The organism is Pseudotabrizicola sp. 4114 (assembly GCF_031457365.1).
In the GTDB taxonomy this organism is placed as follows: Bacteria; Pseudomonadota; Alphaproteobacteria; order Rhodobacterales; family Rhodobacteraceae; genus Pseudotabrizicola.
Map to the genome: position 1 here is coordinate 133,049 of NZ_JAVDWP010000004.1, position 22,418 is coordinate 155,466.

Here is a 22,418-nt window from a genome sequence, read left to right on the forward strand (position 1 = left end):
GAGTCATGTCCCATGGCTGAGCCCTTTCTGATCGGCGAGGCGATGACCGGCGGCTATGGCGGCGCGGATATCCTGCACGCCTGCACCATCGCGGTGGAACCGGGCGAGATTGCCGTCATCGTCGGCCCCAATGGCGCGGGCAAATCGACCGCCATGAAGGCCGTTTTCGGCATGCTGTCGCTGCGCGCCGGCGCTGTGCGCCTCAAGGGCGAGGATATTACCACCCTGACCCCGCAAGCGCGGGTGGCCAAGGGCATGGCCTTTGTGCCGCAGACCAGCAACATCTTTACCACGATGACGGTCGAGGAAAATCTGGAGATGGGCGCGTTCCTGCGCCGCGATGACATCCGCGCCACGATGGATCAGGTCTATACCCTGTTCCCGATCCTCAAGGAAAAGCGCCATCAGGCCGCAGGCGAATTGTCGGGCGGTCAACGCCAGCAGGTCGCGGTGGGCCGGGCGCTGATGACGCAACCCAGCGTTCTGATGCTCGACGAACCGACCGCAGGCGTCAGCCCGATCGTGATGGACGAGCTGTTTGACCGCATCATCGAAGTGGCGCGCTCCGGCATCTCGATCCTGATGGTGGAACAGAACGCCCGGCAAGCGCTGGAGATCGCCGACAAAGGCTATGTTCTGGTGCAGGGCGGCAACCGCTTCACCGGCACCGGACAGGCCCTTCTGGCCGACCCCGATGTGCGCAAATCATTCCTGGGGGGCTGAGCCATGGACATCCTCAATGCCCTTGTGGCCTTTCTCAACTTCGTCTTCATCCCCGGTCTGGCCTACGGCGCGCAGCTGGCGCTTGGCGCGCTGGGGGCGACGCTGATCTATTCCATCCTGCGGTTTTCCAACTTTGCCCATGGTGACACTATGGCCATCGGCACGGTGTTTGTGATCCTGCTGACCTGGGGTCTGCAATCGATGGGCATCAGTTTCGGCCCGCTACCCACCGCCCTGCTGGCGCTGCCAATCGGCATCGCGCTGACGGCGGTGCTGCTGCTGATCACCGACCGCGTGGTTTACCGCTATTACCGCCGGGTCAAGGCCGCGCCGGTGATCCTCGTCATGGCCTCGCTGGGCGTGATGTTCATCCTGAACGGCGTCACCCGCTTCATCATCGGCACCAGCGACATCAGCTTTACCGATGGCGAGCGCTTCATCGTCACGGCGGGCGATTTCCGCGGCTGGTCCGGTCTGGCCGAGGGGCTGGCGATCCGCACCACCCAAGGTGTCACGCTGGTTGTGGCGATGATCGCCGTGGCGGCTCTGTTCTGGTTCCTGCAAAAGACCCGCACCGGCAAGTCGATGCGCGCCTTTTCCGACAACGAGGATCTGGCGCTGTTGTCGGGCATCAACCCCGACCGGGTGGTTGCGGTGACATGGATCGTGGCCGCGGCACTCGCCACCACTGCAGGCACGCTTTATGGTCTGGACAAGGGCTTCAGCCCCTTCACCTATTTCCAGCTTCTGCTGCCGATCTTTGCCGCCGCCATTGTCGGCGGTCTGGGCAGCCCGATTGGCGCCATCGCCGGGGGCTTTGTCATCGCGTTTTCCGAGGTGATGGTGACCTACGCCTGGAAAAAGGTGGTCACCTATCTGGTGCCTGAGGCGATGGCCCCCAGCGGCCTCGTGCAGCTGATGTCCACCGACTATAAATTCGCGGTCAGCTTTGTGATCCTGATCATCGTGTTACTGGTGATGCCCACCGGCCTGTTCAAAGGAAAATCGGTATGAGCGGCGCACAAGGCACATCGCAGATGACCGCACAGGCCGCCGCAGGGCCGGGCCGTGGCCTGCTGCTCGCAGCACTGGTGGCGGTGCTGTTCTTCGCCACCGGCATGCTGCAAAGCTGGACCCTCGCCCTGCTGATCGTCAACATGGCGCTGGTCTCGTCGATCATGGCGCTGGGGGTGAATATCCAATGGGGCTATGCCGGGCTGTTCTCGGTCGGGACCATGGGCTTTGTGGCGCTTGGCGGGCTGTCGGTGGTGCTGGTCTCGTCCTCCCCGGCGCCCGGTGGCTGGGCCGCGGGCGGCCCGGGCATCCTGCTTGGCCTGATGATGGGGGCGGCCACCATTGCCGCCGCGGTGATGGCCGCCGCAAAACTGCCAAAGGGCCGCATCCGCACCCTTGGCGTGGCCGTAATCCTGATCGTCGGCTTCTTCCTCTTCCGCGCCGTCTTTGACCCCGCCGTGCAGGCGGTGGAGGCGAACAATCCCGCCGCGCATGGCAACCTCGGCGGGCTGGGCCTGCCGGTGCTGATGGCCTGGCCGGTGGGGGGCCTCTTGGCCGCCGCCGTCGCCTGGGCCATCGGCAAGACCGCACTCGGCCTGCGCTCGGATTATCTGGCCATCGCCACGCTGGGCATCGCCGAAATCATCCTCGCCGTGCTGAAAAACGAAGACTGGCTTGGGCGCGGTGTGAAAAACGTGATCTCCCTGCCCCGCCCGGTGCCCTATGAGGTGGACCTGCAACGCACCCAAGGCTTTGTCGACTGGGCGACAAGCTGGGGCTTTGACCCGGTCACCGCCTCGTCCATCGTGGTGCGGCTGATGTATACCGGCCTGTTCGCCGGGGTGCTGCTGGCGCTGATCTGGCTGTCACAGGCAGCCCTGCACAGCCCCTGGGGCCGGATGATGCGCGCGATCCGCGACAACGAGGTCTCGGCCGAGGCGATGGGCAAGGACGTGACCCGCCGCCATCTGCAGGTCTTCATCCTTGGCAGCGCCGTCATCGGCATTGCGGGCGCGATGATGACCACGCTCGACGGCCAGCTCACCCCCGGCTCGTACTCACCCTTGCGCTTTACCTTTCTGGTCTGGGTGATGGTGATCGTGGGCGGGTCCGGCAACAACTGGGGCTCGGTGCTCGGCGGTTTCCTGATCTGGTGGCTCTGGGTGATGGTGGAACCCATCGGCAACGGGCTGATGACCGTGCTGACCTCTGGCATGTCAGACGGCTGGCTCAAGGCCCATCTGATCAACTCCGCCGCCCATATGCGGCTGCTGACCATGGGGGTAATCCTGCTCCTGGTGCTGCGGTTCGCGCCGAAGGGGCTGTTGCCGGAAAGGTGACAGTTCAGTCCAGCAAGGCGCTACAGGCCGCGCGGACCTGTGCTGCGGTTGGGGCCGCGCCCTGTCCGGTGGCATAGGGCAACATCAGCCCGTCCAGCAGCGCCGCGCAGGCCATCGCGCAGCCCTGACCGACAGCCGGACCCGCCAGAAGATCGACAAAGAACAGCATGGGCCGCATCGCGGCCTGTGCGAGCCGCTCACAGGCACCGCTCAGGGCCGGATCGCGCGAGGCGGCCAGCATGATCTCCAGCCGGGCAATCAGCAGATCGCGGTCCGCATCAGCACAGACCACCAGCTCATCCGCCACAAAGGCAAACGCGGCCTCGCGGCCTTGGTTGGCCAGCACTGTGGTGAACGCGCTCTTCAACTCCTCTGACTCTGCCTGCAACCGCTCGGCCAGCCGGTCAATCATTGCCTCCAACAGCTCGGCCTTGCGCCGATAGTAATAGGAGGTGGAGCCGGGCGGCAGCCCCGCTGCCGCATCGGTGCCGCGATGGGTCAGCGCAGCCAGACCCTCGCGCGCAACCAGCGACAGGGCCGCATCCAGAATTATCTCGCGACGGGTGGTTATCAATCGACTTCCAATCCTCTACATAGGCGTCCTCTACATGTGTAGAGGATAACGCGCAAGGAATCCTGATCATGAGCCCTGACATCCAGAAACTGAACCCCGAAAATCTGCCCGACGCCGGCCCGCTGGGCTATTCGCAGCTTGCCGTCGCCTCCCCCGGCCGGATGGTCTTTATCTCCGGTCAGGTCGCCGTATCCGTTGACGGCACCCCCGTACCGCCCGCCCTTGCCGATCAGGTGACGATCGTGCTGCGCAATCTTTCCAACGCCCTTGCCGCAGCCGGGGCCACACCGGATCATGTGGTGTCTCTGCGGATCTATGTCGTTGATCTGGAGTCCGAAGACATCGCCGCCCTGATGGCCCCGGTCGCCGAAATGTTTGGCGGACAGGCCCCCGCCCTGACCGGGATCGGGGTAAGCGCTCTGGCCGGACCCCAGTTCAAGGTCGAGATCGAGGCCGTGGCGGTGATCTGACCCGACCCGGGTGTTTGCTGTGACGGGCTCGATGCCCGTCACTCCCCCCTGTTCCCATCCGCCGCCCTGCGCGCTATACCCGCCCCCTTGGGCAGCACCGGGCTGCACGGCAGCCACTGTGCTGCGGAAAGGGTGATCATCATGCTGTGGGAAATCAGAACGCTCATGCGGCCTGCGCTGTCGGTCATCGACCTGATCCCCAACATCCACCGCACCCCGGCGCTTGCCAGTCTGCGCCGGGCGGTGCTGGAGGGGCGGCCTGCCACGCTGCGGCTGTCGGATGAGGATCGCGAGTTTGCCTTTCACGATGCCCATGTGCAGCTGACCTCGCCCATCGGCGCGCGGGTGCTGCGCATTCTGTATGACACCGGCAATCTGAAGCTGAAGAAGCCGCCCGCGAAATCCCTGCCCGCGCTGGAGGCGTATATCGCGTCTGAGCCCGCCTTCCGGGCCGATGTGGCGCGGATCATCGCCGAAGATGACGCAAAGCGTACCCGACTGGCCGCCATCATTGCCGACCCAGGCAGTGCCCGGCCCGAAGACCTCAGCCCCGATCTGATCGACAAGGTGATCTCGGCCCGTCTGGGCCATACCGCCACCGGATCGCTGGAGATTGCGGGCATCCTGTGCCACCGCAGCCTGGTCACCGCCGACGAAAACGGCCGCACCCGTGCGGAATCCACCCTTGCCTGCTGGTGGACCGACAGCACCGGCCAGCATCGGGGCGACCCGGTTTAAGACCAGCCATCCGCGACATTTCCTGTCGCGCGCTGACATGCCCCCCGCGCCCCGCCCGGCCACTCTGACCGGCAAAGGCAACGGAGTCCTGCAATGAAAACCCATACCCGCGTGGTCGTGATCGGCGGCGGTGTCGTCGGCTGTTCGGTTCTGTATCACCTGACCAAACTCGGCTGGTCCGATGTCACCCTGATCGAGCGGTCAGAGCTGACCTCCGGCTCGACCTGGCACGCGGCGGGCGGGTTTCATACCCTGAACGGCGACACCAACATGGCCGCGCTGCAAGGCTATACCATCCGGCTGTACAAGGAGCTGGAGGCGATCACCGGCATGTCCTGCGGGTTGCACCACGTCGGCGGCATCACCCTTGCCGACAACGAAGCCCGGTTCGAACAGCTCAAAGCCGAACGCGCCAAGCACCGCTACATGGGTCTGGACACTGAGATTCTGGGCCCGGAGGAGATCCACGAGCTGACCGATGGCATGGTCAATCTGGAGGGCATCCTCGGCGCGCTTTACGATCCGCTCGATGGCCACCTCGACCCTTCGGGCACCACCCACGCCTATGCCAAAGCCGCCCGCATGGGCGGGGCCGAGATCATCCTGCACAACCGCGTGCTGGAAACGAACCCGACCAAAGACGGCTGGGAGGTCGTGACCGAAAAAGGCACCATCACCTGCGAACACCTCGTCAACGCCGGTGGCCTCTGGGCGCGCGAAATCGGCGCCATGGCGGGCGTCTACCTGCCGCTTTTGCCGATGGCGCACCAGTACCTCGTTACCGACGACATTCCCGAAATCATGGAGATTCTGAAATCGGGCCGCGAATTCCCGCATGTGATGGACCCCGGCGGCGAATCCTATCTGCGGCAGGAGGGCCGGGGCCTGTGCATCGGCTTTTATGAAAAGCCCTGCGAGCCTTGGGCGGTCGACGGCACCCCCTGGACCTTCGGCCACGAGTTGCTGAACGAGCAATTCGACAAGATCGAGGACTCGGTCAATTTCGCCTACCGCCGCTTCCCCGTGCTGGAACGCTCCGGCGTCAAGCGCGTGATCCACGGCCCCTTCACCTTTGCCCCCGACGGCAACCCGCTGATCGGCCCGGTGCAGGGCCTGCGCAACTACTGGTCCGCATGCGCGGTCATGGCAGGCTTTTCCCAAGGCGGCGGCATGGGCCTCGCACTCGCGCAATGGATGATCGAGGGCGAGGTCGAACGCGACCCGCGCGGCTTTGACGTGTCGCGCTTCGGCACCTGGACCAGCCCCGGCTACACCGTGCCCAAGGTGATCGAGAACTACCAGATGCGGTTTAACGTCTCCTACCCGAACGAGGAGCGCCCCGCCGCCCGCCCCTTCCGCACCACCCCGATGTATGAGGTGTTCGACGGCATGAACGCGGTCTGGGGCCAGCAATACGGGCTGGAGGTGGTCAATTACCACGCCCTGCTCGGCGAGCCGCGCCATGAGACCCCAAGCTTCAAACGCTCCAACGCCTGGGAGGCGACGGCGCAGGAGGTGATGGCCGTCCGCAATGGCGTCGGCCTCAACGAGCTGCAGAACTTCGGCAAATACCTGGTCAAAGGGCAAAACGCCCGCGCGTGGCTCGACCGAATCATGGCAGGCCGCATCCCCAAACCGGGGCGGCTCTCGCTCACCCCGATGCTGGCCCATTCCGGCAAGATCATCGGCGATTTCACCGTCACCTGCCTGTCGGAAACCGAATTCCAGCTCACCGCCAGCTATGGCGCCCAAGGCTGGCACCAGCGCTGGTTCGACCAGAACGCCGCCGAGGGTGTCACGGTTGAAAACATCTCCGACACCCGCTCCGGCTTTCAGATCGCGGGGCCAAAGGCGCGCGAGCTGCTGTCCCGCGTCACCCGCGCCGATGTATCCCCCGAGGCGTTCAAGTTCATGGATGCCAAACGCCTGACCATCGGCATGGCCAATTGCTTTGTGCAGCGGGTCAGCTACACCGGCGATCTGGGCTACGAGATCTTCACCGATCAGATGTCGGTCCGCCACCTGTGGGATATATTGAACCAGCACGGGGCAGACCTTGGGCTACGTCCGTTCGGCATGCGCGCGATGATGTCACTCCGGCTCGACAAATGGTTCGGCAGCTGGGGCCGCGAATTCAGCCCTGATTACACCCCGGCGGAGACCGGCCTCGACCGCTTCATCGCCTGGAACAAACCCAGCGACTGGATCGGCAAAGCCGCCGCCACCGCGGAAAAGGCCAGCGGCCCGAGACGCCGCCTCACCCAGTTCATCGTCGAGGCTGAGGGTGCCGACGTGGTGGCGTGGGAGCCGATCTGGCTGAACGGCACCGTGCAGGGCTACTGCACCTCCGGCGGCTACAGCCACACCACCGGCCGTTCCGTCGCGATGGGCTTTCTGCCCGAGGGCAGCATCACCGATGGCCTGCCGGTCGAGATCGAAATCCTCGGCCACCGCCGCCCCGCCCGAGTCACCCTCGCGCCGCTCTGGGATGATGGCGGCCGCATGCGCGCCTGACCCTGCCTGCCCCTGCCAATCCTTCATCTGTTTCAGAATGTCCTCAGGGGGTGAAAAGCGTCAGCGACGAGGGGGGGCGAGCCCCCCCTTTGCGCCCTCGGCTCCCGGCGCAACGCAACGCCCTCACGCGGACCGGCCCCCCATCCGTAGGGCGGGGTTCACCCCGCCACTCTCTTTGCAGTATTTTTCAGGCGGGTGGTTCCTCGCAGCACCGACGGGTTCACCCTATGCTGCATCGCCCCCGGCCCGCCACGCACCTGCCGCGCCCGCCACCAGCCAAAAGCGCCTCCCCTCCCCCTCGTGGGGAGGGGCCGGGGGTGGGGGGCGCTGGCCGGGGCACCCCCCCACCCTCTCCCTCCCCCACAAGGGGGGAGGGAAGCACCCGCCTTGCCGTCGCCCCGTGCTTTGCCATGCGGCTCTCCACCGCCGCAGTACAAAGGCGGGGGTCTCCCCTTCACCCCCCCATCCCACGCCAGTCGACCCATTGCCCATGAAACCCGGCGCGCCCCAGCACCAGCCGCAGATCACCGGGCCAGAGCCGCAGGGTCACCCCGGCGCCCTCACCGCCCGCGTCAGCCTCCATCGCGAGCCAGGCCAGGGGCGCGTCAGGCGTGGCCCGCGCCCCTGCCGCGACCATCGCCGCCTCGATCCGCGCCTGCACGCTTTGAGGAAAATACTGATGCGCGATCGTATGATAGACCAGATGCAGCTGCCCCGGATGCGGCTGCAAAAGCCGGGCCTCCAGCCAGTCAGCCGCGTCACCCGCCTCCACCATACCGCCCTCTGCCATGCCGAGCGCTGCCTGCAACCGCGCCAGCCGCTCCGCCTGATCGGCCCAGACAAAGGCCAACAGCCGCGCGCCATCGCGGCCGGGGTCCAGCGGGTGCAGATCGACACCGCGCCGCGCGGCGACGTGCAGCGGCACCACAGGCGGAACCGCGCCCCGCCACTCCGGGCGCAGCGTCACGGCACTGCGCGCTACCCCGATCACCCCGCCCGGCACCTCCAGCGCATAGCGGTCGAACCACAGGTTCAGCCCGGCACTCGCGCCCAATTCCGACAGCCGCACCGGCAGGCCAAAGCGGGCCACCACCTCTGCCGCCCCGGCCAGCAACACGGCCGAGCGCCCGACCTCATTGGTCTGCGGCGCGGTCCGCACCCAGTCACACAAGAACGCATCTTCCGCCTGCAAAACTCCGGCCAAGGCCTGCGCCAGAACTGCCGCATCGCATTCCCCCGGCGGATAGCAAGCCGCAAGCTCCGGCACCCGCCCCGCCCGCACCAGCGCATGCAGCCCGCCCGCAATGCGCAGCGGCACCGAGGCGGCGCGCGGGCCCAAATCGCCCGGCCACGCCGCCACCTTTTGCGCCAACCCGGTGTGCTGCGGCCAGACCTGCCCCAGCACCCGCAACAGCCGCGCGGTAAAGGGTGAGCCAAGGGCGTCGCAGGCTGCGGCCTGATCGCGCAGGGCTTTGGCAAACGGATCTGACAGGTGTGACATCACGGCCTCCTCTGGCATCACAGCCACCGCGTTTGCCAAAAGCTGCCGCAGAGCCCGCCAAAGGTCAACAGATTTGACCCTTTATCGGCTTGCCACGTCCCGCGCCCGCCGCCATGATCCGCGCAAACAGAGCGCTCAAACCCTTAGCAAAGGGTAAACACGCGCAGATCAACTTACTGATTTCTAAAGATCTTCATCTCTGTATCACAGGGGGAACCCGTGACCACGCCCGCCCCCCTGCTACATATCCTGATCCTCGCCGCAGGCAACTCGACCCGGATGCGCGGCGGGGACAAGCTGATGGAACTGGTCGGCGGCCAGCCCCTGTTGCGCCAGCTGGCCGGTCGCGCCGTGGCCACCGGCCTGCCGGTGACCGTCGCCCTTCCCCCCGACCGCCCCGCCCGAAACGCAGCGCTGGACGGGCTGGCCCTGACCCGCCTGACCGTCCCTGATGCCGGGCAAGGCATGGCCACCACCCTTCGGGCCGGTCTGACCGGCCTGCCGCCACAGGCGGCGGTGATGCTGCTGCTGGCCGACCTGCCCGAGCTGACCGCCGCAGACCTGAGCCTGATGGCCGCCGCCCATGCCAGCACCCCCGACCAGATCCTGCGCGCCACCGATGCGGCGGGCCAGCCCGGCCACCCGGTGATCTTTCCGCCATGGGCACGCGCGGATCTGACGGGTCTGAGCGGCGATGATGGCGCGCGACAGGTGCTGAAAGCGCATGCCGATCGCCTGCGCCTGATCGCCCTGCCCGGCCAGCATGCCACCACCGACCTCGACACGCCCGAAGACTGGGCCCGATGGCGTTCAGGCCGCGAGTAGCACGCGCGCCTCATGCGCCTTGAGCGTGGCCCGCGCCGCCGGATAGGCCGTGCCCCCCGCGCACAGCTCGGGGAACAGCGCCAGCACCTCGTCGCGCTGCGCCCGGTCCATCCGGCCCAGCGTGCCGGAGCCCGGCTGAAAGCTCTCGGTCCAGGCGCCTTCGGCCTGCACAATCTCGTGCTGGGGGCACATCAGATGAATATAGCTGACCCCGCGTGGCATCACCTGGGTGATCCCGGGGCGGCCCACCAGATGCAGGGCCGCGACCAGCACCTCCCGCTCGCCAAACAGCAGCTCGGCCCGCGAATCCTCGATCAGCATGCGGTGCTGTGGCGAGACCAGCATATCGCGTCGTGGCAGCCCGTCGCCAAGCGCGCCTTTGGCGATACGCACCGGGCGCAGCGCCGGGTTGACCACCAGTTCCGCCAGCCCCAGATCGCGCCGCCCGGCCCAGCAGATTTCCTGAAAGCCGCTGTCGCGGGTCAGAACCTGATCGCCCGGCTGCAATGCCTCAACCCGCCGCAGCCCGGTCGGCGTGGTCAGCAGCGTGCCGGGGGTAAAGCAGGGCACGATCTTTTCGATGTCGGTGAAATAGAGCGTGCCCGCAACCGTGCCATCGGGGTTCAGAAACTCGACATAGCCGTTCTCACGGTTGCCAGCCTCGAAATGGATATTTGTCGCGTCCCGGCCCCAAGCCTGCAGATCAAGCGTGTCAAAGTCATCACCGCCGTCGCTGCCAAAGATGGTGTCGCCGGGACCGCCAAAGAACAGATCGCGGCCGCTGCCACCGTAGAGCGCATCTGCCCCGTCACCGCCATACAGCGTATCGTTGCCGTCACCGCCGTACAGCGTGTCGTTGCCGGTGCCGCCGTACAGCGTGTCGTTGCCGGTGCCGCCGTAGATCAGGTCATCGTCGCCCTCGCCCCACAGCACGTCATCGCCGGCGTCGCCATAGACCGTGTCGTTGCCGCCGCCCGACCAGACCGTGTCGTTGCCGGCGCCACCGTAGACAAGGTTGTCACCCAGAAGCTGCGCGCCATTGATGTCGTCGATGACATCATCGCCCGCGCCGCCGAATACCGTGTCATTGCCCGCGCCGAAGTAGACCGTGTCATTGCCCGCGCCGCCATAGCTGACATCATCGCCGTCTCCGGCGTCCAGATAGTCAGTACCGTCACCGCCAAAGAGCGAGTCATTGCCGACGCCGCCGTAAAGCTGATCGGCCCCGGCACCGCCGTCCAGCATGTCGTTTCCGGCATCGCCATGCAGAGTGTCGTTGCCGCTGCCGCCTGTGATCGAGTCGTTGCCGTCGCCGCCAAAAAGCAGGTCGTTGTCAGCGGTGCCCAGATAAGAGCTGTCGAGCCGTTGTGCGTACAGATTGGTATCTGCCGTGTTCACCCCTGTCAGTGCGATCGAGGTGATCGGCCCGCTGTTCAGCAGCGCCGAGTCGGCATTGATTTCGTATTCGGGGGCCAGATAGACGCGGCCATCGGTCAGCTGAATGACCACAGCGGTAAAGGTGCCGGTGGTACCGTCGGCAAAGGTGACGGTCGCATCATAGACTTGCGTGGAATCCAGATAGGCTGGCACACCGTCAATCAGGAAATGCTCGGTATTTCCGGTATTGTTGCTGTCATTGTCCGACAGGATGCCATCGCCGTTCAGATCAACCGCCGTGGCCCGCACGATACTGCCCGACAGCGGCGCAGCCGCGCTGCCATAGGTGGCCAGCAGATTTGCGGCGTTCTCTGAGGCGCCATTGCTCTCGGTCGGATCAATATCGGCGGCGGTGCCAAAGTAGATCAGATTATAGGTCAGCGCAGGCGCGTTGGTGCCGTAGATCGCGCCGCTCTCGCTGCCGCCGAGGATGGTGTCATCGCCCGCGCCGCCATAAACCGTGTCGCTGCCCGCGCCTGCGTCGATAAGATCAGCGCCGGCGCCACCCTCGATCAGGTTGGCCTCATTGCTTCCGGTCAGGGTGTCGTTGAACCCGGTGCCGGTAACGTTTTCAATCGAGCTCAGGCTGTCGGTGCCCGATGAGGCCCCTGTGGCCGAGCCGGTATTGAGGTTGACGTTGACCGCCGCAGTTTCAGAGGCATAGGTGACGGCATCTGTCCCGCTGCCACCGCTGAGACTGTCGTTGCCTGCGCCGCCATCAAAGGTGTCGTTGCCAATCCCGCCCAGCAGCGTGTCAGCCCCCTCGCCACCCGACAACAGGTCGTTGCCAGCCCCGCCGTCAAGCGAGTCGTCGCCAGCCCCGCCAAGCAGCGTATCGGTGCCATCCCCGCCAAACAGCTGGTCATTGCCCACCCCGCCGTCGAGCAGGTCATCGCCGGTTCCGCCCAGCAGAGTATCAAGCCCGTCGCCGCCAGACAGCTGATCGTTGCCGATGCCGCCCTCAAGCGAGTCGTTGCCAATGCCACCAAAAAGCGTGTCATTGCCTGCGCCCCCGAACAGCCGGTCCGCGCCGTCGTCGCCGTGCAGGCTGTCATTGCCGTCCTGACCGTTCAGGGTGTCATTGCCGGTGCCACCAAAAACCGTGTCATTGCCGCCGCCAGCGTTGACCACATCATTGCCGCCATTGGCATTTATAAGGTCACCCGCATCATTGGTGCCGGTGAGCGTATTGTCCTGGTTGTTGCCGGAGATCGTGGCCATGTGGGGGTATCCAAAATCTTTTAGTTAAATTTTGGATACGTGCTGAACAGGGCGCGACTGGGGCAGATGGTGGCCAAAAGGTGTCTGCCAGCGGGTTTGTTTCTGGCAGCGAAACAGTAGCGGATGACATGCGCTCAGAACGGACAAAGGGGCCCCTTTCGGAGCCCCTTTGCCGTCGAACCGGGATGCGACCCGCGGACCCGATCCGCGCTGCATAACTGTTTTCAGCGCACCAGCAGGCTGGCTTCGTGCTTTTTCAGCGTCTTGCGGGCGGCCTGGAACGCCTCGACCCCGGCAGGTGCCTTGAGTTCGGGGAACAGTTCCATCAGCTCGGTGCGCTGTGCATTGCCCAGACCCTTGAGGCTGAAGTCGCCGGGCTGGAAGCTTTCGGTCCAGGCGCCGTTCGACAACACCACTTCGTGCTGGTCGAACATGAAGTGGAAATAGGTGGTGCCCACCGAGTCCACCTGCTGAATGCCCTGACCGCCGATCAGATGCTTGGCCGCGACCAGAACCTCATGCTCGTCAAAGTACAGTGCGGTGCGGTCGTTGGCCACCAGCAGGCGGTGGTTCGGCGACAGCATCATGTCACGCTCGGGCAGGCCATTGCCAAGGCTGCCAGCCTTGATCATCACCGGGCGCAGGTGCGGGTTGCCGGCAAAGTCATGCCAGCCCATTTCCTTGGCACCCATCCAGCGGATTTCCTGAATGCCATTGTCACGGGTGATGACCTTGTCACCGACGCGCAGCTGTTCCACCAGAACCTCACCCTTTGGCGTCGCGATCAGCGTGCCGGGGGTAAAGCAGATGATGTTTTCGATGTTGGTAAACTCGGACCGGCCGGTGACATTGCCGTCAGAGTCGAGGTATTCGACATAGCCGTCAAAGCCGTTGCCATCACTGTCAACATTGGTGCGCACCACGTTGCGCGCGCCAGTGCCCCGCAGATCAAGCGTATCAAAGTCGTCGCCTTCGGAACCGCCGAACACCGAGTCGCCTGCGCCCACACCGGTAAAGGTGTCGCGGTCAGCCCCGCCGAACGCCTGATCGACGTAGGCATCAGGCACGCCGGTGACAGGGTCGCCAAGGTGGATCAGGTCATCACTGAACCCACCGAACAGCGTGTCAGATCCTTCACCGCCGATCATCGTATCCTGACCCGCGTCGCCGACCAGCAGATCGTTGCCGGTGCCGCCGTCCATCAGGTCATTGTCGAACCCGCCTTCCAGCGTGTCATCCCCGGCGCCACCTAGCAGGGTGTCATCGCCGTCGCTGCCTTGCAGAACGTCATTGCCGTCGCCGCCATCCAGCAGGTCATTGCCCAGACCGCCCTCCAGCAGATCATTGCCGATGCCGCCATACATGCTGTCGTCGTCGCCACCGCCATAGAGCGTGTCATTGCCATGATCGCCATACAGAGTGTCTTCGCCGGTGCCGCCAAAGATCAGGTCATTATCAACGCCGCCGTAGATTAGGTCATTGCCTTCGTCACCCAGGATGGTGTCATCGTCATCCATGCCGTAGATGGTGTCATTGCCGAGCCCGGCCGTGATGTAATCGGCATTGTTCTGCGGGCGCAGATCGCCTGCGTCGTTGGGGATGTTGATCTGATCGGGGAAGGACAGGTCCAGCCCGCCAAAGATCAGGTCATCGCCCCGACCGCCGTCAATGCTGTCATTGCCTTCGGAACCGATGATGGTGTCATTCCCCGCCCCGCCATACAGCGAGTCGTTGTCGACGCCACCGTCGATGTAATCGTGGCCGTCGCGGCCAAACACCCGGTCGGCATCGTCGCCCGAGAAAATCGTGTCATTGCCGTTGCCACCATAAATGGTGTCACGGTTGTTTTCCGGGTCGGTGTCTGCCGGGTACAGGCCGGGATAATCGACATCGGGCAGCGGCAGCGGCACGCGCGTGTCGATGACATCATCGCCGTCGCCGCCGTAGATCACATTGCGGCCGCCCCCACCGTCGATGGTGTCATCGCCGTCTTCGCCATGAATCTCATCATCGCCCGGTCCGCCGAACACCTGGTCGTTGCCGTTGCCGCCGAACACCGTGTTGTTGCCTTCACCGGCAAAAATGGTGTCATCGCCGTCCCCCGCGACGATGCGGTCATCATTCGGGGCATCGCCCGGAATGATCGCATCTTCGCCGTCAACCACATCGCCATCGAACGGATCGACATAAGACCCGTCAATCAGATCACCGCCGGGGGTGCCGCGCACCACGCCGTCACGGCCATCAGCCACGCCAACCTCGATCACCACCAGCGCCTCATCGGTGCCGCCGTTGCCGTCCGAGACGGTATAGTTCACCACCGCCGCGCCGGTAAAACCGGTGTTGGGCGTAAAGGTGATCGTGCCGTCCGGGTTCACAACAACCGTGCCATCCGAGGTGGTCGGCGTGCCGACAATGGTCAGCACATCGCCATCAGCATCGGTATCATTGGCCAGCACATCGACCACAACCGGTGTGTTCAGCGCGGTCGAGGCATAGTCATCATTCGCCACTGGCACGTCATTGACGTTGATGATGGTCACGGCAACGGTCGAGGACGAGGTGTTTCCGTCCGGGTCGGTGATTGTATAGGTGATGGTGTCATCCGGGCCGTTGTAATCGCGCTCTGGCGAATAGGTGATGGTGCCATCCGGGTTGATGGTCACATCGCCATGATCCGCAGTGGCCGAGGTCACGGTCAGCGGCTGGCCATCCGGGTCGGTGTCATTGGCCAGAACGTCGATGGTGACATCGGTGAACTGCTCTGTGGTCACAGAGTCAGGGTTGGCAACAGGCGCGCCATCGACCGGGATATTGTCGATCGAGTCAGAGATCGAGAAATACTCGACCGAGCCTTTGTAATGCTCGTCAATGTTCTGCAGACTTGCGGGCGGAGAGGTGTCTTGGCTGGCACCGATCACCCAGTTCTGGTTGATCTCGCCCATATCCATGGTCAGCGTGTTCGGCACGGTGTCGGTGAAGCTGCCGCCCGTGGTCTGGTTGCTGATCTGGACATATCCGCCGGTGCCGGTCGCATCCCAGGAATACGAGACCTTGATCTCATCGCCCGCGCTCTGAAAGCCGGGCTCGGTTTCATAAACCGTGGTGCCATCAGCACTTTCGTGGCTGATACGGATCACGCCATCCGGCAAGGATTCGATGCGATAACCGCCATCGGTTTCCCCGGTGCTGTCACGCGACAGAATGGTGCGCGGTTGGCTCAGCGTGGTGCCTGGCTCCAGGCTGAACTGAATTTCCAATGTCCCACGGTCCAGCTGAAAGGCGGGGTCATCCTGGATTTTGATGATATCATCAACGCCATCCAGCACGGCACGACCGCCGACAGATGTTGCGCCGTTAAAATAGGTACCGTTCTGAGCGCCATTGCCGACGGCGCTGTCAATTGCGGTCGTCGACGGATCGTTCAGATTGTAGAGCGCGATAACCGGCATTGTCCAATTCCTCATAGCATCTGGGCGGCAACACGCCCTACCCGAAAACCCATGCCGACCAGAAATCAGGCCGGCATATCGGCGTTTCAGCACAGGACACATGCCCCACACCACAACGCCACGAGACCTGCCGTCTGAGACAACAAAAAGCCGTTCCGTCAAAGGCTTGCGCCCGACAGTTCATGTACATACGGAAACGGGATCCGACGTTTCCGTCGGACCAGACTCCGGCTTTCTGTTTAGGGTGCCTGGCAGCACACTGTCACAAGACGACCGCCCCCACGGCCATTTGTCTTACCCAGCAAGACGATGTGATGATTACCTGCCATTAATGCTTACGGAAAGTAAAAAAAGGCAGGGCCGGTGCGGATATAACTGCCAATACCTTTGCAACTCCCCTGAAAAAACACGCTCTGGATGAATAAAACAATCATAGCGTGTGTAATACTGCAGGCGTCGTTTCCGTTCATGCAACTGCCGGAAGATTCAGATTGCCAGAAACCCGCCATTTCCCGCATTTTTTGTCATCTGGCCCGTTTGAGTCCTGCAGAGTTTACCTGTCGACCGGAAACAATAGGTGAAGAGCGAAAAAGTGATTAACCGGAGTCACATTTTCGCCCGCTTTTCAGACGCATTCAGGCGCTTGGGTTGCCGATCTGGCATCAATTGCGGAATTTACTCAAGTTTGAAGCGAATCGACGCCCAACGCCCAAGACCCGGCACGAATCGTGCGCTAGAAACATCAGATCTGAGAAGATGGTGCCCGAGGTCGGACTCGAACCGACAAGCCTTGCGGCGGCGGATTTTGAATCCGCTGCGTCTACCATTCCACCACTCGGGCAACGTGGATGATCGTTTACCCGCCCCTTCGGGCGGCGTCAACAGGATCAACGCATTCAGAGATCATCGGTGGAAAAGGTGTCACAGGCGGCGATCTGCCCGGTCTGCAGGCCGGTCACAAACCAGCGCGACCGTTGCTCGGCACTGCCATGGGTAAAGGTGTGCGGCATCGGGCGCTGGCCCGCGCTTCTTTGCAGCGTATCATCGCCGATCTGGCGGGCGGCATTCACCGCCTCTTCGAAATCATCGCGGTCAATCGTGCCGAATTTCTGCGCGGCGGTGCCCGCCCAGACGCCGGACAGGCAATCGGCCTGCAACTCGATGCGCACCGAAATGGCGTTGCTGTCCGCCTCGCTGGAGCGCTGGCGCAACTGGTTCGCCTGACCCAGAATGCCCAGCTCGTTCTGGACATGATGGGCGATTTCATGGGCCACCACATAGGCGGCGGCAAAATCACCGCTGGCGCCAAGCCGGTCTTCCAGAACGGTGAAAAATGCGGTGTCGAGATAGGCTTTGCGATCCGCCGGGCAATAGAATGGCCCCGTCGCCCCGGATGCGCCGCCACAGGGGCTTTGCGTCACATCCTTGAACAGGACCAGCGTGGCCGGGCGATACTCCCGCCCCAGCTGGCTGCGGAACAGCTCTGCCCAGACCTCTTCGGTATCGGCCAGTGTGACCGAGACAAACTCCCCCGCCTCCTGATCGGCTTGCGTCAGTTCGGCAGGCGTGCCGGAGGGTTGGGTGGTATCCTGCAACAGCGGGCTCACGTCGATGCCAAGGAAATAGCCGATCAGCAGGACCGCGATCACGCCCACCCCGCCGATGCTGCCCGCCTTGGCGCCAGAGCTGCTGCGACGGTCTTCGATGTTGCGGCTGCCCCGCCGTCCGCGCCAATCCATACCCGTCCCCTTGTCCCTGATCCCGACCAACACCCTGACATGATGTCTGGTTCCCCGCAAAGCATCCTTGACGCGGCAAAGCCGTCATGGTGCAAGCGCAGCAACGGCAATGGGGGACCAGATGATCCGCGCCTTGTATGACTGGACAATCCGGCTGGCCGAGCACCCCCGTGCGCTCTGGGCCCTGGCCTTTGTGGCCTTTGTCGAAAGCTCGGTGTTTCCGATTCCGCCCGATATTCTGATGATCCCGATGATCCTGGCCGCGCCGCGCCGCGCCTTTGTGATTGCGTTTGTGGCGACGGTGGCTTCGGTGCTGGGGGGCATGTTCGGCTATTGGATCGGCGCAGTCCTGTATGAAAGCGTCGGGCTGCCGGTGCTGGAATTCTATGGCAAGACCGGGAATTTCGAGGTGTTCAGCGAAAGATACAATGAATGGGGCGCATGGTCGGTGCTGATCGCCGGGGTCACACCGTTTCCCTACAAGGTTGTCACCATCCTGTCGGGCACGACCGGGCTGGATCTGGTGGTGTTCACCGTGGCGTCGATTGTGGCACGCGGCTTGCGGTTTTTCGTGGTCGCGGCGCTGCTGTGGAAATTCGGCGCACCCATTCGTGATTTCATTGAGCGCCGGCTTGGGCTCATGTTCACGCTGTTCATGCTGCTGCTTGTCGGTGGCTTTGTCGTCCTGAAGGTGTTGTGATGCTGACCACCCTGCCCTCGCGCGTTCTGGTGGCTTTTGCCGGGGCTGGCTCTGCCGCGCTTCTGGCCGGGGCCTTTGCCTTTCAATACCTTGGCGGGCTGGCACCCTGTGCGCTGTGCCTGTGGCAGCGCTGGCCGCATGCGGTGGCGGTGGGGATCATGGTGCTGGCGCTGTTGGTGCCGAACCGCTGGCTGATGGTGCTGGGCACTTTGGCAGCACTTGCCACGGCGGCCATCGGCGGCTTTCACGCCGGGGTGGAACTGGGCTGGTGGGAAGGGCTGCAATCCTGTTCCGGCGGCTCGATTGCCGGGGTCAGCATGGATGACCTGCTGAACCCCAACGCCGCCGTTGCCGCCCCGGTGCGCTGCGATCAGGTGCCATGGGCGATGTTTGGCATCTCGATGGCCGGGTGGAACATGATCGCTTCGCTGGGGCTGGCCGGGATCTGGACCCTCGCCGCGCGCCGCGCCTGAGCCTCAGGTCGGGAAATTCGGGCCAAAGTCAGGGCCGGTATGGGTCTGGATCAGCGCGCCGCCGCACAGACGGGCGTGTTCCTGAATGGCGAAACGGTCGGTCATGCCCGCCACGTAATCGGCCACCGTGCGCGCCAGTTCGGTCTGATCGGTGCTGGCCTGCACCGCATGTTCCCATTCATCGGGCAACAGGCGCGGGTCGGCCATGAACGAGGTGAACAGATCCTGCACCACCTGCGTCACCTTGGCCCGCACCTCCATCACCGAAGGCGCGCGGTACATGCGGTGGAATAGAAAGCTGCGGATCGCCTTCAGCTCTTGATACAGTGGTTTGGAAAACCGGATGATGGTGGTGCCCATCATGCGGATATCATCGACTGACTGCGGCTGCGCCGCCTCCAGCCGGCCTTGGGCCACCGCGATCACATCTTCGACCATGCGACCAAACACCCGGCGCAACGCCTCATGCCGGCGGCGCATCGGGTCGAGGCCCGGATACAGCGCATCGACCTCGGCAAAGGCGGGGCCGGTCACCGGCAGTTCCATCAGATCCGCCTCGTCAAACAGGCCGGAGCGCAGGCCGTCATGCAGGTCGTGGTGGGAATAGGCGACGTCATCGGCGATGGCCGCCACCTGCGCCTCGGCGCTCGCATGGGTGTGCAGGGCCAGATCCCACTGGGCGTTCACCTCGGCCAGGGCATAGGGCAAGGGGCCGGCGTGCTTGGCATCGGCGTTTTCGCCGGTGACCGGGCCGTTGTGCTTGGCGATGCCTTCGAGCGATTCCCATGTCAGGTTCAGCCCGTCGAAATCGGCGTAATGCCGTTCCAGCCGCGTCACGATGCGCAGGGCCTGAGCGTTGTGGTCAAAGCCGCCATAGGGCTGCATCAGCACGGCCAAGGCATCCTCGCCCGTATGGCCAAAGGGGGTGTGGCCAAGGTCATGCGCCAGAGCGATGCACTCGGCCAGATCGGTGTTGAGCCCCAGAACGCCCGAAATCGTGCGCGCGACCTGCGCCACCTCGATCGAGTGGGTCAGGCGGGTGCGGTAATAATCGCCCTCATGCTCGACAAACACCTGGGTCTTGTGTTTCAGGCGCCGGAAAGCCGAGGAATGGATGATCCGGTCGCGATCGCGCTGATAGGGCGAGCGGAAGGACGACATGCGTTCTTGATGCAGGCGGCCGCGGGAGGCATCGGGTTGGCAGGCAAAAGGCGCAAGCATGGAACTGCCCGTTCTTGTTGAAGTCTTGTTCAGCCCTTATATTGCACGATGAACCCCAAGGATATGTGAAAAATCATGGACCTGACCCTGCCCCCCCGCGTTACCGACCGCGCCTTTGCGCGTCTGGCCGAAATTGCCGAAATGACGGGTGAGCAGAAATCGCTGCGCGTCGCGGTCGAAGGTGGCGGCTGTTCGGGCTTTCAGTATGAGATCAAGCTGGATGATCCGGTGCCGGATGATCTGGTGCTGGAAAAGAATGGCCAGCGGGTGTTGGTCGATTCCGTCTCGCTGCCGTTCTTGCAGAATGCGGTGATCGACTTCACCGAAGAGCTGATCGGCGCGCGGTTCGTGATTGAAAACCCCAACGCCAGCAGCAGTTGCGGCTGTGGGGTGTCGTTTTCGATGTAGAGGCATCACAGAAAAAGCCGCCGCCCTGGGGTGGCTTTTTCTTACCGTTTCCCCTGCACTTATTCGGCGGGCACAGCGCCAGCGGCCCGGCCTTCCAGTTGTGACAGCCTTGCCATCTTGTCTAACCGCACCTGTTCCATCAGGGCTATGCCCCCGGCGCACATGACCAGAAGCGCGCCAATAACCGTGGTGGCAGCGGGGATTTCGGCAAAGAACACAAAGCCGACCGCGACCATCCAGACAAACTGAATGTTCATCAGCGGCAAGGCGACCGGCGCGCGCAGACGCTGCATCACCATCACCATGGTCCAGCGGGCCACAAACAGCAGCACCGAATACAGCAGGATCCGGCCCACATCGACCAGCGCCATCGGTTGCCAGATCGCTGGCAGCATCAGGGCGGCAACGGCGGCCAAGGCCAGATTTGGATAGAACACCTGCACCAGCGTATTCGCCTCCCGCCGGGCCATCAGCCGGGACAGCACCAGCGACACCGTGCCCGCAAAGGCACCGCAGAACCCGGCAAGATGGCCCAGGCTCAGCCCCGACAGCCCGTCGGGAAACAGCATCAACACCCCGATCAGCCCAAGCCCAAGCCCGGCCCAAGCCGTCAGATCGACGCGTTCCCCCAGCAGATGGCGTGACATCAGCGCCGACATCAGCGGCATCAGCCCGACAAACACAAAGATCTCGGCCAGCGGGATCAGCGCGATGGCGTAGAAAAACCCCAGCGAGGCCACCACCGTTGCCACCGATCGCCAGAGCAGCAGGCCGGGCATCTTGGTTTTCAGACAGCTGGTTGTGAACAGACCGATCCGCGACCCGGCCCGCGCCGCCAGCAGGCTGAGGCCTGCCATGATCAGACCGGAAAGGAAGAACACCTGCGGAGCCTCCAGCCGGGTCGACAGATCCTTGACCGTGCCATCCGCCAACGTCGCCGCCAGTGTCGAGGCAAGCAGAAACCCAACCCCCAGAACCCAAGGTGCGCGCAAGGCCTGCCTCATCACGCCCTCCCGTCCCGCGACCCGGCGCGCGAAAACCCGGCAAAGAAGCCGTCAAATTCGGGCAGCGATTCGACGCATGCGAGCCGTTGCCGTGCCGGTTCGGACAGTTTCGGCAGCAACCGCCACCGCATCCGTGCCCAATCCGGCTGGCGCGCCTCACCCATTTCCAGCAGCGCCAATGACAGCTCGTGCAGGGCGGCCCCGTTGCGGCGGGGCTGGCGGATCAGCCGCGCCGTGCCCGGGACGCCGCCACGAAACGCGCAGCCCCCCGACAGACCAAGCGCCCAATTGAGCACGAGATACTGGTGGTAATCATCGTCAAACGGCCCGGCGGCGCTGCCGGGCTCAAAGGTCACGGCCCCTGCTCCTTGCGCGACCTCGGCTGCCCAAGACGCAGGCACGGCCTCGCCCGACAGGCGGAGGGCCAGCGTCACCTCGGCCAGCAGGTCAAGATTGCCTTCCAGCCAGGCCACGATCCCGGCATGGATCAGACTGAGCCTGCGGGCCGGATCACGGGGAATGGTCTTGCGGCCATAATCGGCCGCATGAAAGACGATATGGGTCAGGTCATAGGCCGCGCGGCGGTTGGGCAGGCAAAACGCGGCGGAATTGGCGGCAAAGCGCGCCAGACGCGCCTCCAGCGCCGGATCCACGGCAGCAACCCCGGCGCGGCGCAGCAGCAACAGCGCCTCCCCCCGATGGGTATCGGACAGTTCAATCGCGGGCAGATCCTGCGCCTGCACAAAGGCCACCATCTCTTCGACCGGCGTCTCTGTCAGGCCCAGATCGCGCAGATCGACAGCCAGCGACAGATACATGCGGTAATATTGCGGGAAAAACCGCAGCTCGTGCATCAAGGCCCCGGCGCGCAGCCGCAGCGGGTCAAGATCTGCCTGCGATCCTGCCCCCAACGCGGCCAGGATCTGCAACAGCTCGGCGTTTTCCTTGAGCCAGAACGCATCATGACTGCCCCGCCTGCGCGTGGCAAACAGGTCGATCAGGGCGGGAATGGCCGGATCGCCGGCCAATGCTCCCTGCCGCCGGAGCGAGACAACATTGGTCAT

18 protein-coding genes and 1 tRNA gene are annotated in these 22,418 nt (G+C 64.0%); 10 read left to right on the top strand and 9 right to left on the bottom strand.

What is annotated here, in order from left to right; genetic code table 11:
• Nucleotides 1–12: 12 nt before the first annotated feature.
• From J2X53_RS10820 to J2X53_RS10830, 3 genes are read left to right on the top strand one after another with little or no spacing between them, the layout of a single operon-like run.
• Nucleotides 13–723 carry an ABC transporter ATP-binding protein gene (locus J2X53_RS10820; protein ID WP_349037507.1) on the top strand — a complete coding sequence of 237 codons (711 nt, stop codon included), beginning with the start codon at nucleotides 13–15 and terminating at the stop codon, nucleotides 721–723.
• A gap of 3 nt (nucleotides 724–726) precedes the next feature.
• Nucleotides 727–1,737, top strand: coding sequence for a branched-chain amino acid ABC transporter permease (locus J2X53_RS10825; RefSeq protein ID WP_349037508.1), 1,011 nt, complete (start codon nucleotides 727–729; stop codon nucleotides 1,735–1,737).
• Between the two features lie 23 nt (nucleotides 1,738–1,760).
• Nucleotides 1,761–3,077, top strand: a complete 1,317-nt coding sequence (locus tag J2X53_RS10830; protein WP_349037851.1) for a branched-chain amino acid ABC transporter permease — start codon at nucleotides 1,761–1,763, stop codon at nucleotides 3,075–3,077.
• Nucleotides 3,078–3,081: 4 nt separating this feature from the next.
• Here J2X53_RS10830 and J2X53_RS10835 read toward each other — a convergent pair whose 3' ends face one another.
• Nucleotides 3,082–3,651 (bottom strand): TetR family transcriptional regulator, encoded by a 570-nt coding sequence (locus tag J2X53_RS10835; RefSeq protein WP_349037509.1) that lies wholly within the window; start codon nucleotides 3,649–3,651, stop codon nucleotides 3,082–3,084.
• Nucleotides 3,652–3,719: 68 nt separating this feature from the next.
• Between J2X53_RS10835 and J2X53_RS10840 the strand changes: the two genes are divergently transcribed.
• From J2X53_RS10840 to J2X53_RS10850, 3 genes are all read left to right on the top strand, one after another.
• Complete coding sequence (locus J2X53_RS10840; RefSeq protein ID WP_349037510.1) at nucleotides 3,720–4,121, top strand: RidA family protein; 402 nt, start codon at nucleotides 3,720–3,722, stop codon at nucleotides 4,119–4,121.
• A gap of 141 nt (nucleotides 4,122–4,262) precedes the next feature.
• Entirely contained in the window at nucleotides 4,263–4,859 is a 597-nt protein-coding gene (locus J2X53_RS10845; protein WP_349037511.1) for a hypothetical protein, read from the top strand.
• A gap of 93 nt (nucleotides 4,860–4,952) precedes the next feature.
• Nucleotides 4,953–7,373: an FAD-dependent oxidoreductase gene (locus J2X53_RS10850; protein WP_349037512.1), complete on the top strand. Its 2,421-nt coding sequence runs from the start codon at nucleotides 4,953–4,955 to the stop codon at nucleotides 7,371–7,373.
• Between the two features lie 454 nt (nucleotides 7,374–7,827).
• On the opposite strand, the gene J2X53_RS10855 is transcribed toward J2X53_RS10850, so the two are convergent.
• Complete coding sequence (locus J2X53_RS10855) at nucleotides 7,828–8,874, bottom strand: DUF2332 family protein (protein WP_349037513.1); 1,047 nt, start codon at nucleotides 8,872–8,874, stop codon at nucleotides 7,828–7,830.
• A gap of 219 nt (nucleotides 8,875–9,093) precedes the next feature.
• Between J2X53_RS10855 and J2X53_RS10860 the strand changes: the two genes are divergently transcribed.
• Nucleotides 9,094–9,699, top strand: a complete 606-nt coding sequence (locus J2X53_RS10860; protein WP_349037514.1) for a nucleotidyltransferase family protein — start codon at nucleotides 9,094–9,096, stop codon at nucleotides 9,697–9,699.
• Here the strand turns inward: J2X53_RS10860 and J2X53_RS10865 are convergent.
• The 4 genes from J2X53_RS10865 to J2X53_RS10880 all read right to left on the bottom strand — a co-directional run bounded on the left by J2X53_RS10865 (nucleotide 9,685) and on the right by J2X53_RS10880 (nucleotide 17,548).
• Complete coding sequence (locus tag J2X53_RS10865; protein WP_349037515.1) at nucleotides 9,685–12,357, bottom strand: Hint domain-containing protein; 2,673 nt, start codon at nucleotides 12,355–12,357, stop codon at nucleotides 9,685–9,687. The genes J2X53_RS10860 and J2X53_RS10865 overlap by 15 nt on opposite strands.
• Nucleotides 12,358–12,581: 224 nt before the next feature.
• Nucleotides 12,582–15,809, bottom strand: coding sequence for a Hint domain-containing protein (locus J2X53_RS10870; RefSeq protein ID WP_349037516.1), 3,228 nt, complete (start codon nucleotides 15,807–15,809; stop codon nucleotides 12,582–12,584).
• Between the two features lie 757 nt (nucleotides 15,810–16,566).
• Nucleotides 16,567–16,650, bottom strand: a tRNA-Leu gene (locus J2X53_RS10875).
• A gap of 55 nt (nucleotides 16,651–16,705) precedes the next feature.
• Entirely contained in the window at nucleotides 16,706–17,548 is an 843-nt protein-coding gene (locus tag J2X53_RS10880) for a neutral zinc metallopeptidase (RefSeq protein ID WP_349037517.1), read from the bottom strand.
• Between the two features lie 121 nt (nucleotides 17,549–17,669).
• Here J2X53_RS10880 and J2X53_RS10885 point away from each other — a divergent pair, with 121 nt between their 5' ends.
• Nucleotides 17,670–18,248: a YqaA family protein gene (locus J2X53_RS10885; protein WP_349037518.1), complete on the top strand. Its 579-nt coding sequence runs from the start codon at nucleotides 17,670–17,672 to the stop codon at nucleotides 18,246–18,248.
• Nucleotides 18,248–18,721, top strand: a complete 474-nt coding sequence (locus tag J2X53_RS10890; RefSeq protein WP_349037519.1) for a disulfide bond formation protein B — start codon at nucleotides 18,248–18,250, stop codon at nucleotides 18,719–18,721. Before J2X53_RS10885 ends, J2X53_RS10890 begins: the two co-directional genes overlap by 1 nt.
• 3 nt (nucleotides 18,722–18,724) lie before the next feature.
• Here the strand turns inward: J2X53_RS10890 and J2X53_RS10895 are convergent, their stop codons facing one another.
• Nucleotides 18,725–19,942: a deoxyguanosinetriphosphate triphosphohydrolase gene (locus J2X53_RS10895; RefSeq protein WP_349037520.1), complete on the bottom strand. Its 1,218-nt coding sequence runs from the start codon at nucleotides 19,940–19,942 to the stop codon at nucleotides 18,725–18,727.
• 81 nt (nucleotides 19,943–20,023) lie between these two features.
• Between J2X53_RS10895 and J2X53_RS10900 the strand changes: the two genes are divergently transcribed.
• On the top strand, nucleotides 20,024–20,350 hold the full coding sequence (locus J2X53_RS10900) for an iron-sulfur cluster assembly accessory protein (RefSeq protein WP_118155228.1): 327 nt from the start codon (nucleotides 20,024–20,026) through the stop codon (nucleotides 20,348–20,350).
• A gap of 59 nt (nucleotides 20,351–20,409) precedes the next feature.
• On the opposite strand, the gene J2X53_RS10905 is transcribed toward J2X53_RS10900, so the two are convergent.
• Together J2X53_RS10905 and J2X53_RS10910 are read right to left on the bottom strand one after the other, a co-directional pair.
• Entirely contained in the window at nucleotides 20,410–21,354 is a 945-nt protein-coding gene (locus J2X53_RS10905) for a DMT family transporter (protein ID WP_349037521.1), read from the bottom strand.
• Nucleotides 21,354–22,418: a hypothetical protein gene (locus J2X53_RS10910; RefSeq protein WP_349037522.1), complete on the bottom strand. Its 1,065-nt coding sequence runs from the start codon at nucleotides 22,416–22,418 to the stop codon at nucleotides 21,354–21,356. The genes J2X53_RS10905 and J2X53_RS10910 overlap by 1 nt, the downstream gene beginning before the upstream one ends.

Coding starts and splice junctions, on each gene's coding strand:
- J2X53_RS10850 (WP_349037512.1), top strand. CDS start 4,953: ATGAAAACCCATACCCGCGTGGTCGTGATCGGCGGCGGTGTCGTCGGC.
- J2X53_RS10870 (WP_349037516.1), bottom strand. CDS start 15,809: ATGCCGGTTATCGCGCTCTACAATCTGAACGATCCGTCGACGACCGCA.
- J2X53_RS10845 (WP_349037511.1), top strand. CDS start 4,263: ATGCTGTGGGAAATCAGAACGCTCATGCGGCCTGCGCTGTCGGTCATC.
- J2X53_RS10825 (WP_349037508.1), top strand. CDS start 727: ATGGACATCCTCAATGCCCTTGTGGCCTTTCTCAACTTCGTCTTCATC.
- J2X53_RS10890 (WP_349037519.1), top strand. CDS start 18,248: ATGCTGACCACCCTGCCCTCGCGCGTTCTGGTGGCTTTTGCCGGGGCT.
- J2X53_RS10840 (WP_349037510.1), top strand. CDS start 3,720: ATGAGCCCTGACATCCAGAAACTGAACCCCGAAAATCTGCCCGACGCC.
- J2X53_RS10905 (WP_349037521.1), bottom strand. CDS start 21,354: ATGAGGCAGGCCTTGCGCGCACCTTGGGTTCTGGGGGTTGGGTTTCTG.
- J2X53_RS10885 (WP_349037518.1), top strand. CDS start 17,670: ATGATCCGCGCCTTGTATGACTGGACAATCCGGCTGGCCGAGCACCCC.
- J2X53_RS10830 (WP_349037851.1), top strand. CDS start 1,761: ATGACCGCACAGGCCGCCGCAGGGCCGGGCCGTGGCCTGCTGCTCGCA.
- J2X53_RS10910 (WP_349037522.1), bottom strand. CDS start 22,418: ATGACCAATGTTGTCTCGCTCCGGCGGCAGGGAGCATTGGCCGGCGAT.
- J2X53_RS10855 (WP_349037513.1), bottom strand. CDS start 8,874: ATGTCACACCTGTCAGATCCGTTTGCCAAAGCCCTGCGCGATCAGGCC.
- J2X53_RS10820 (WP_349037507.1), top strand. CDS start 13: ATGGCTGAGCCCTTTCTGATCGGCGAGGCGATGACCGGCGGCTATGGC.
- J2X53_RS10895 (WP_349037520.1), bottom strand. CDS start 19,942: ATGCTTGCGCCTTTTGCCTGCCAACCCGATGCCTCCCGCGGCCGCCTG.
- J2X53_RS10880 (WP_349037517.1), bottom strand. CDS start 17,548: ATGGATTGGCGCGGACGGCGGGGCAGCCGCAACATCGAAGACCGTCGC.
- J2X53_RS10865 (WP_349037515.1), bottom strand. CDS start 12,357: ATGGCCACGATCTCCGGCAACAACCAGGACAATACGCTCACCGGCACC.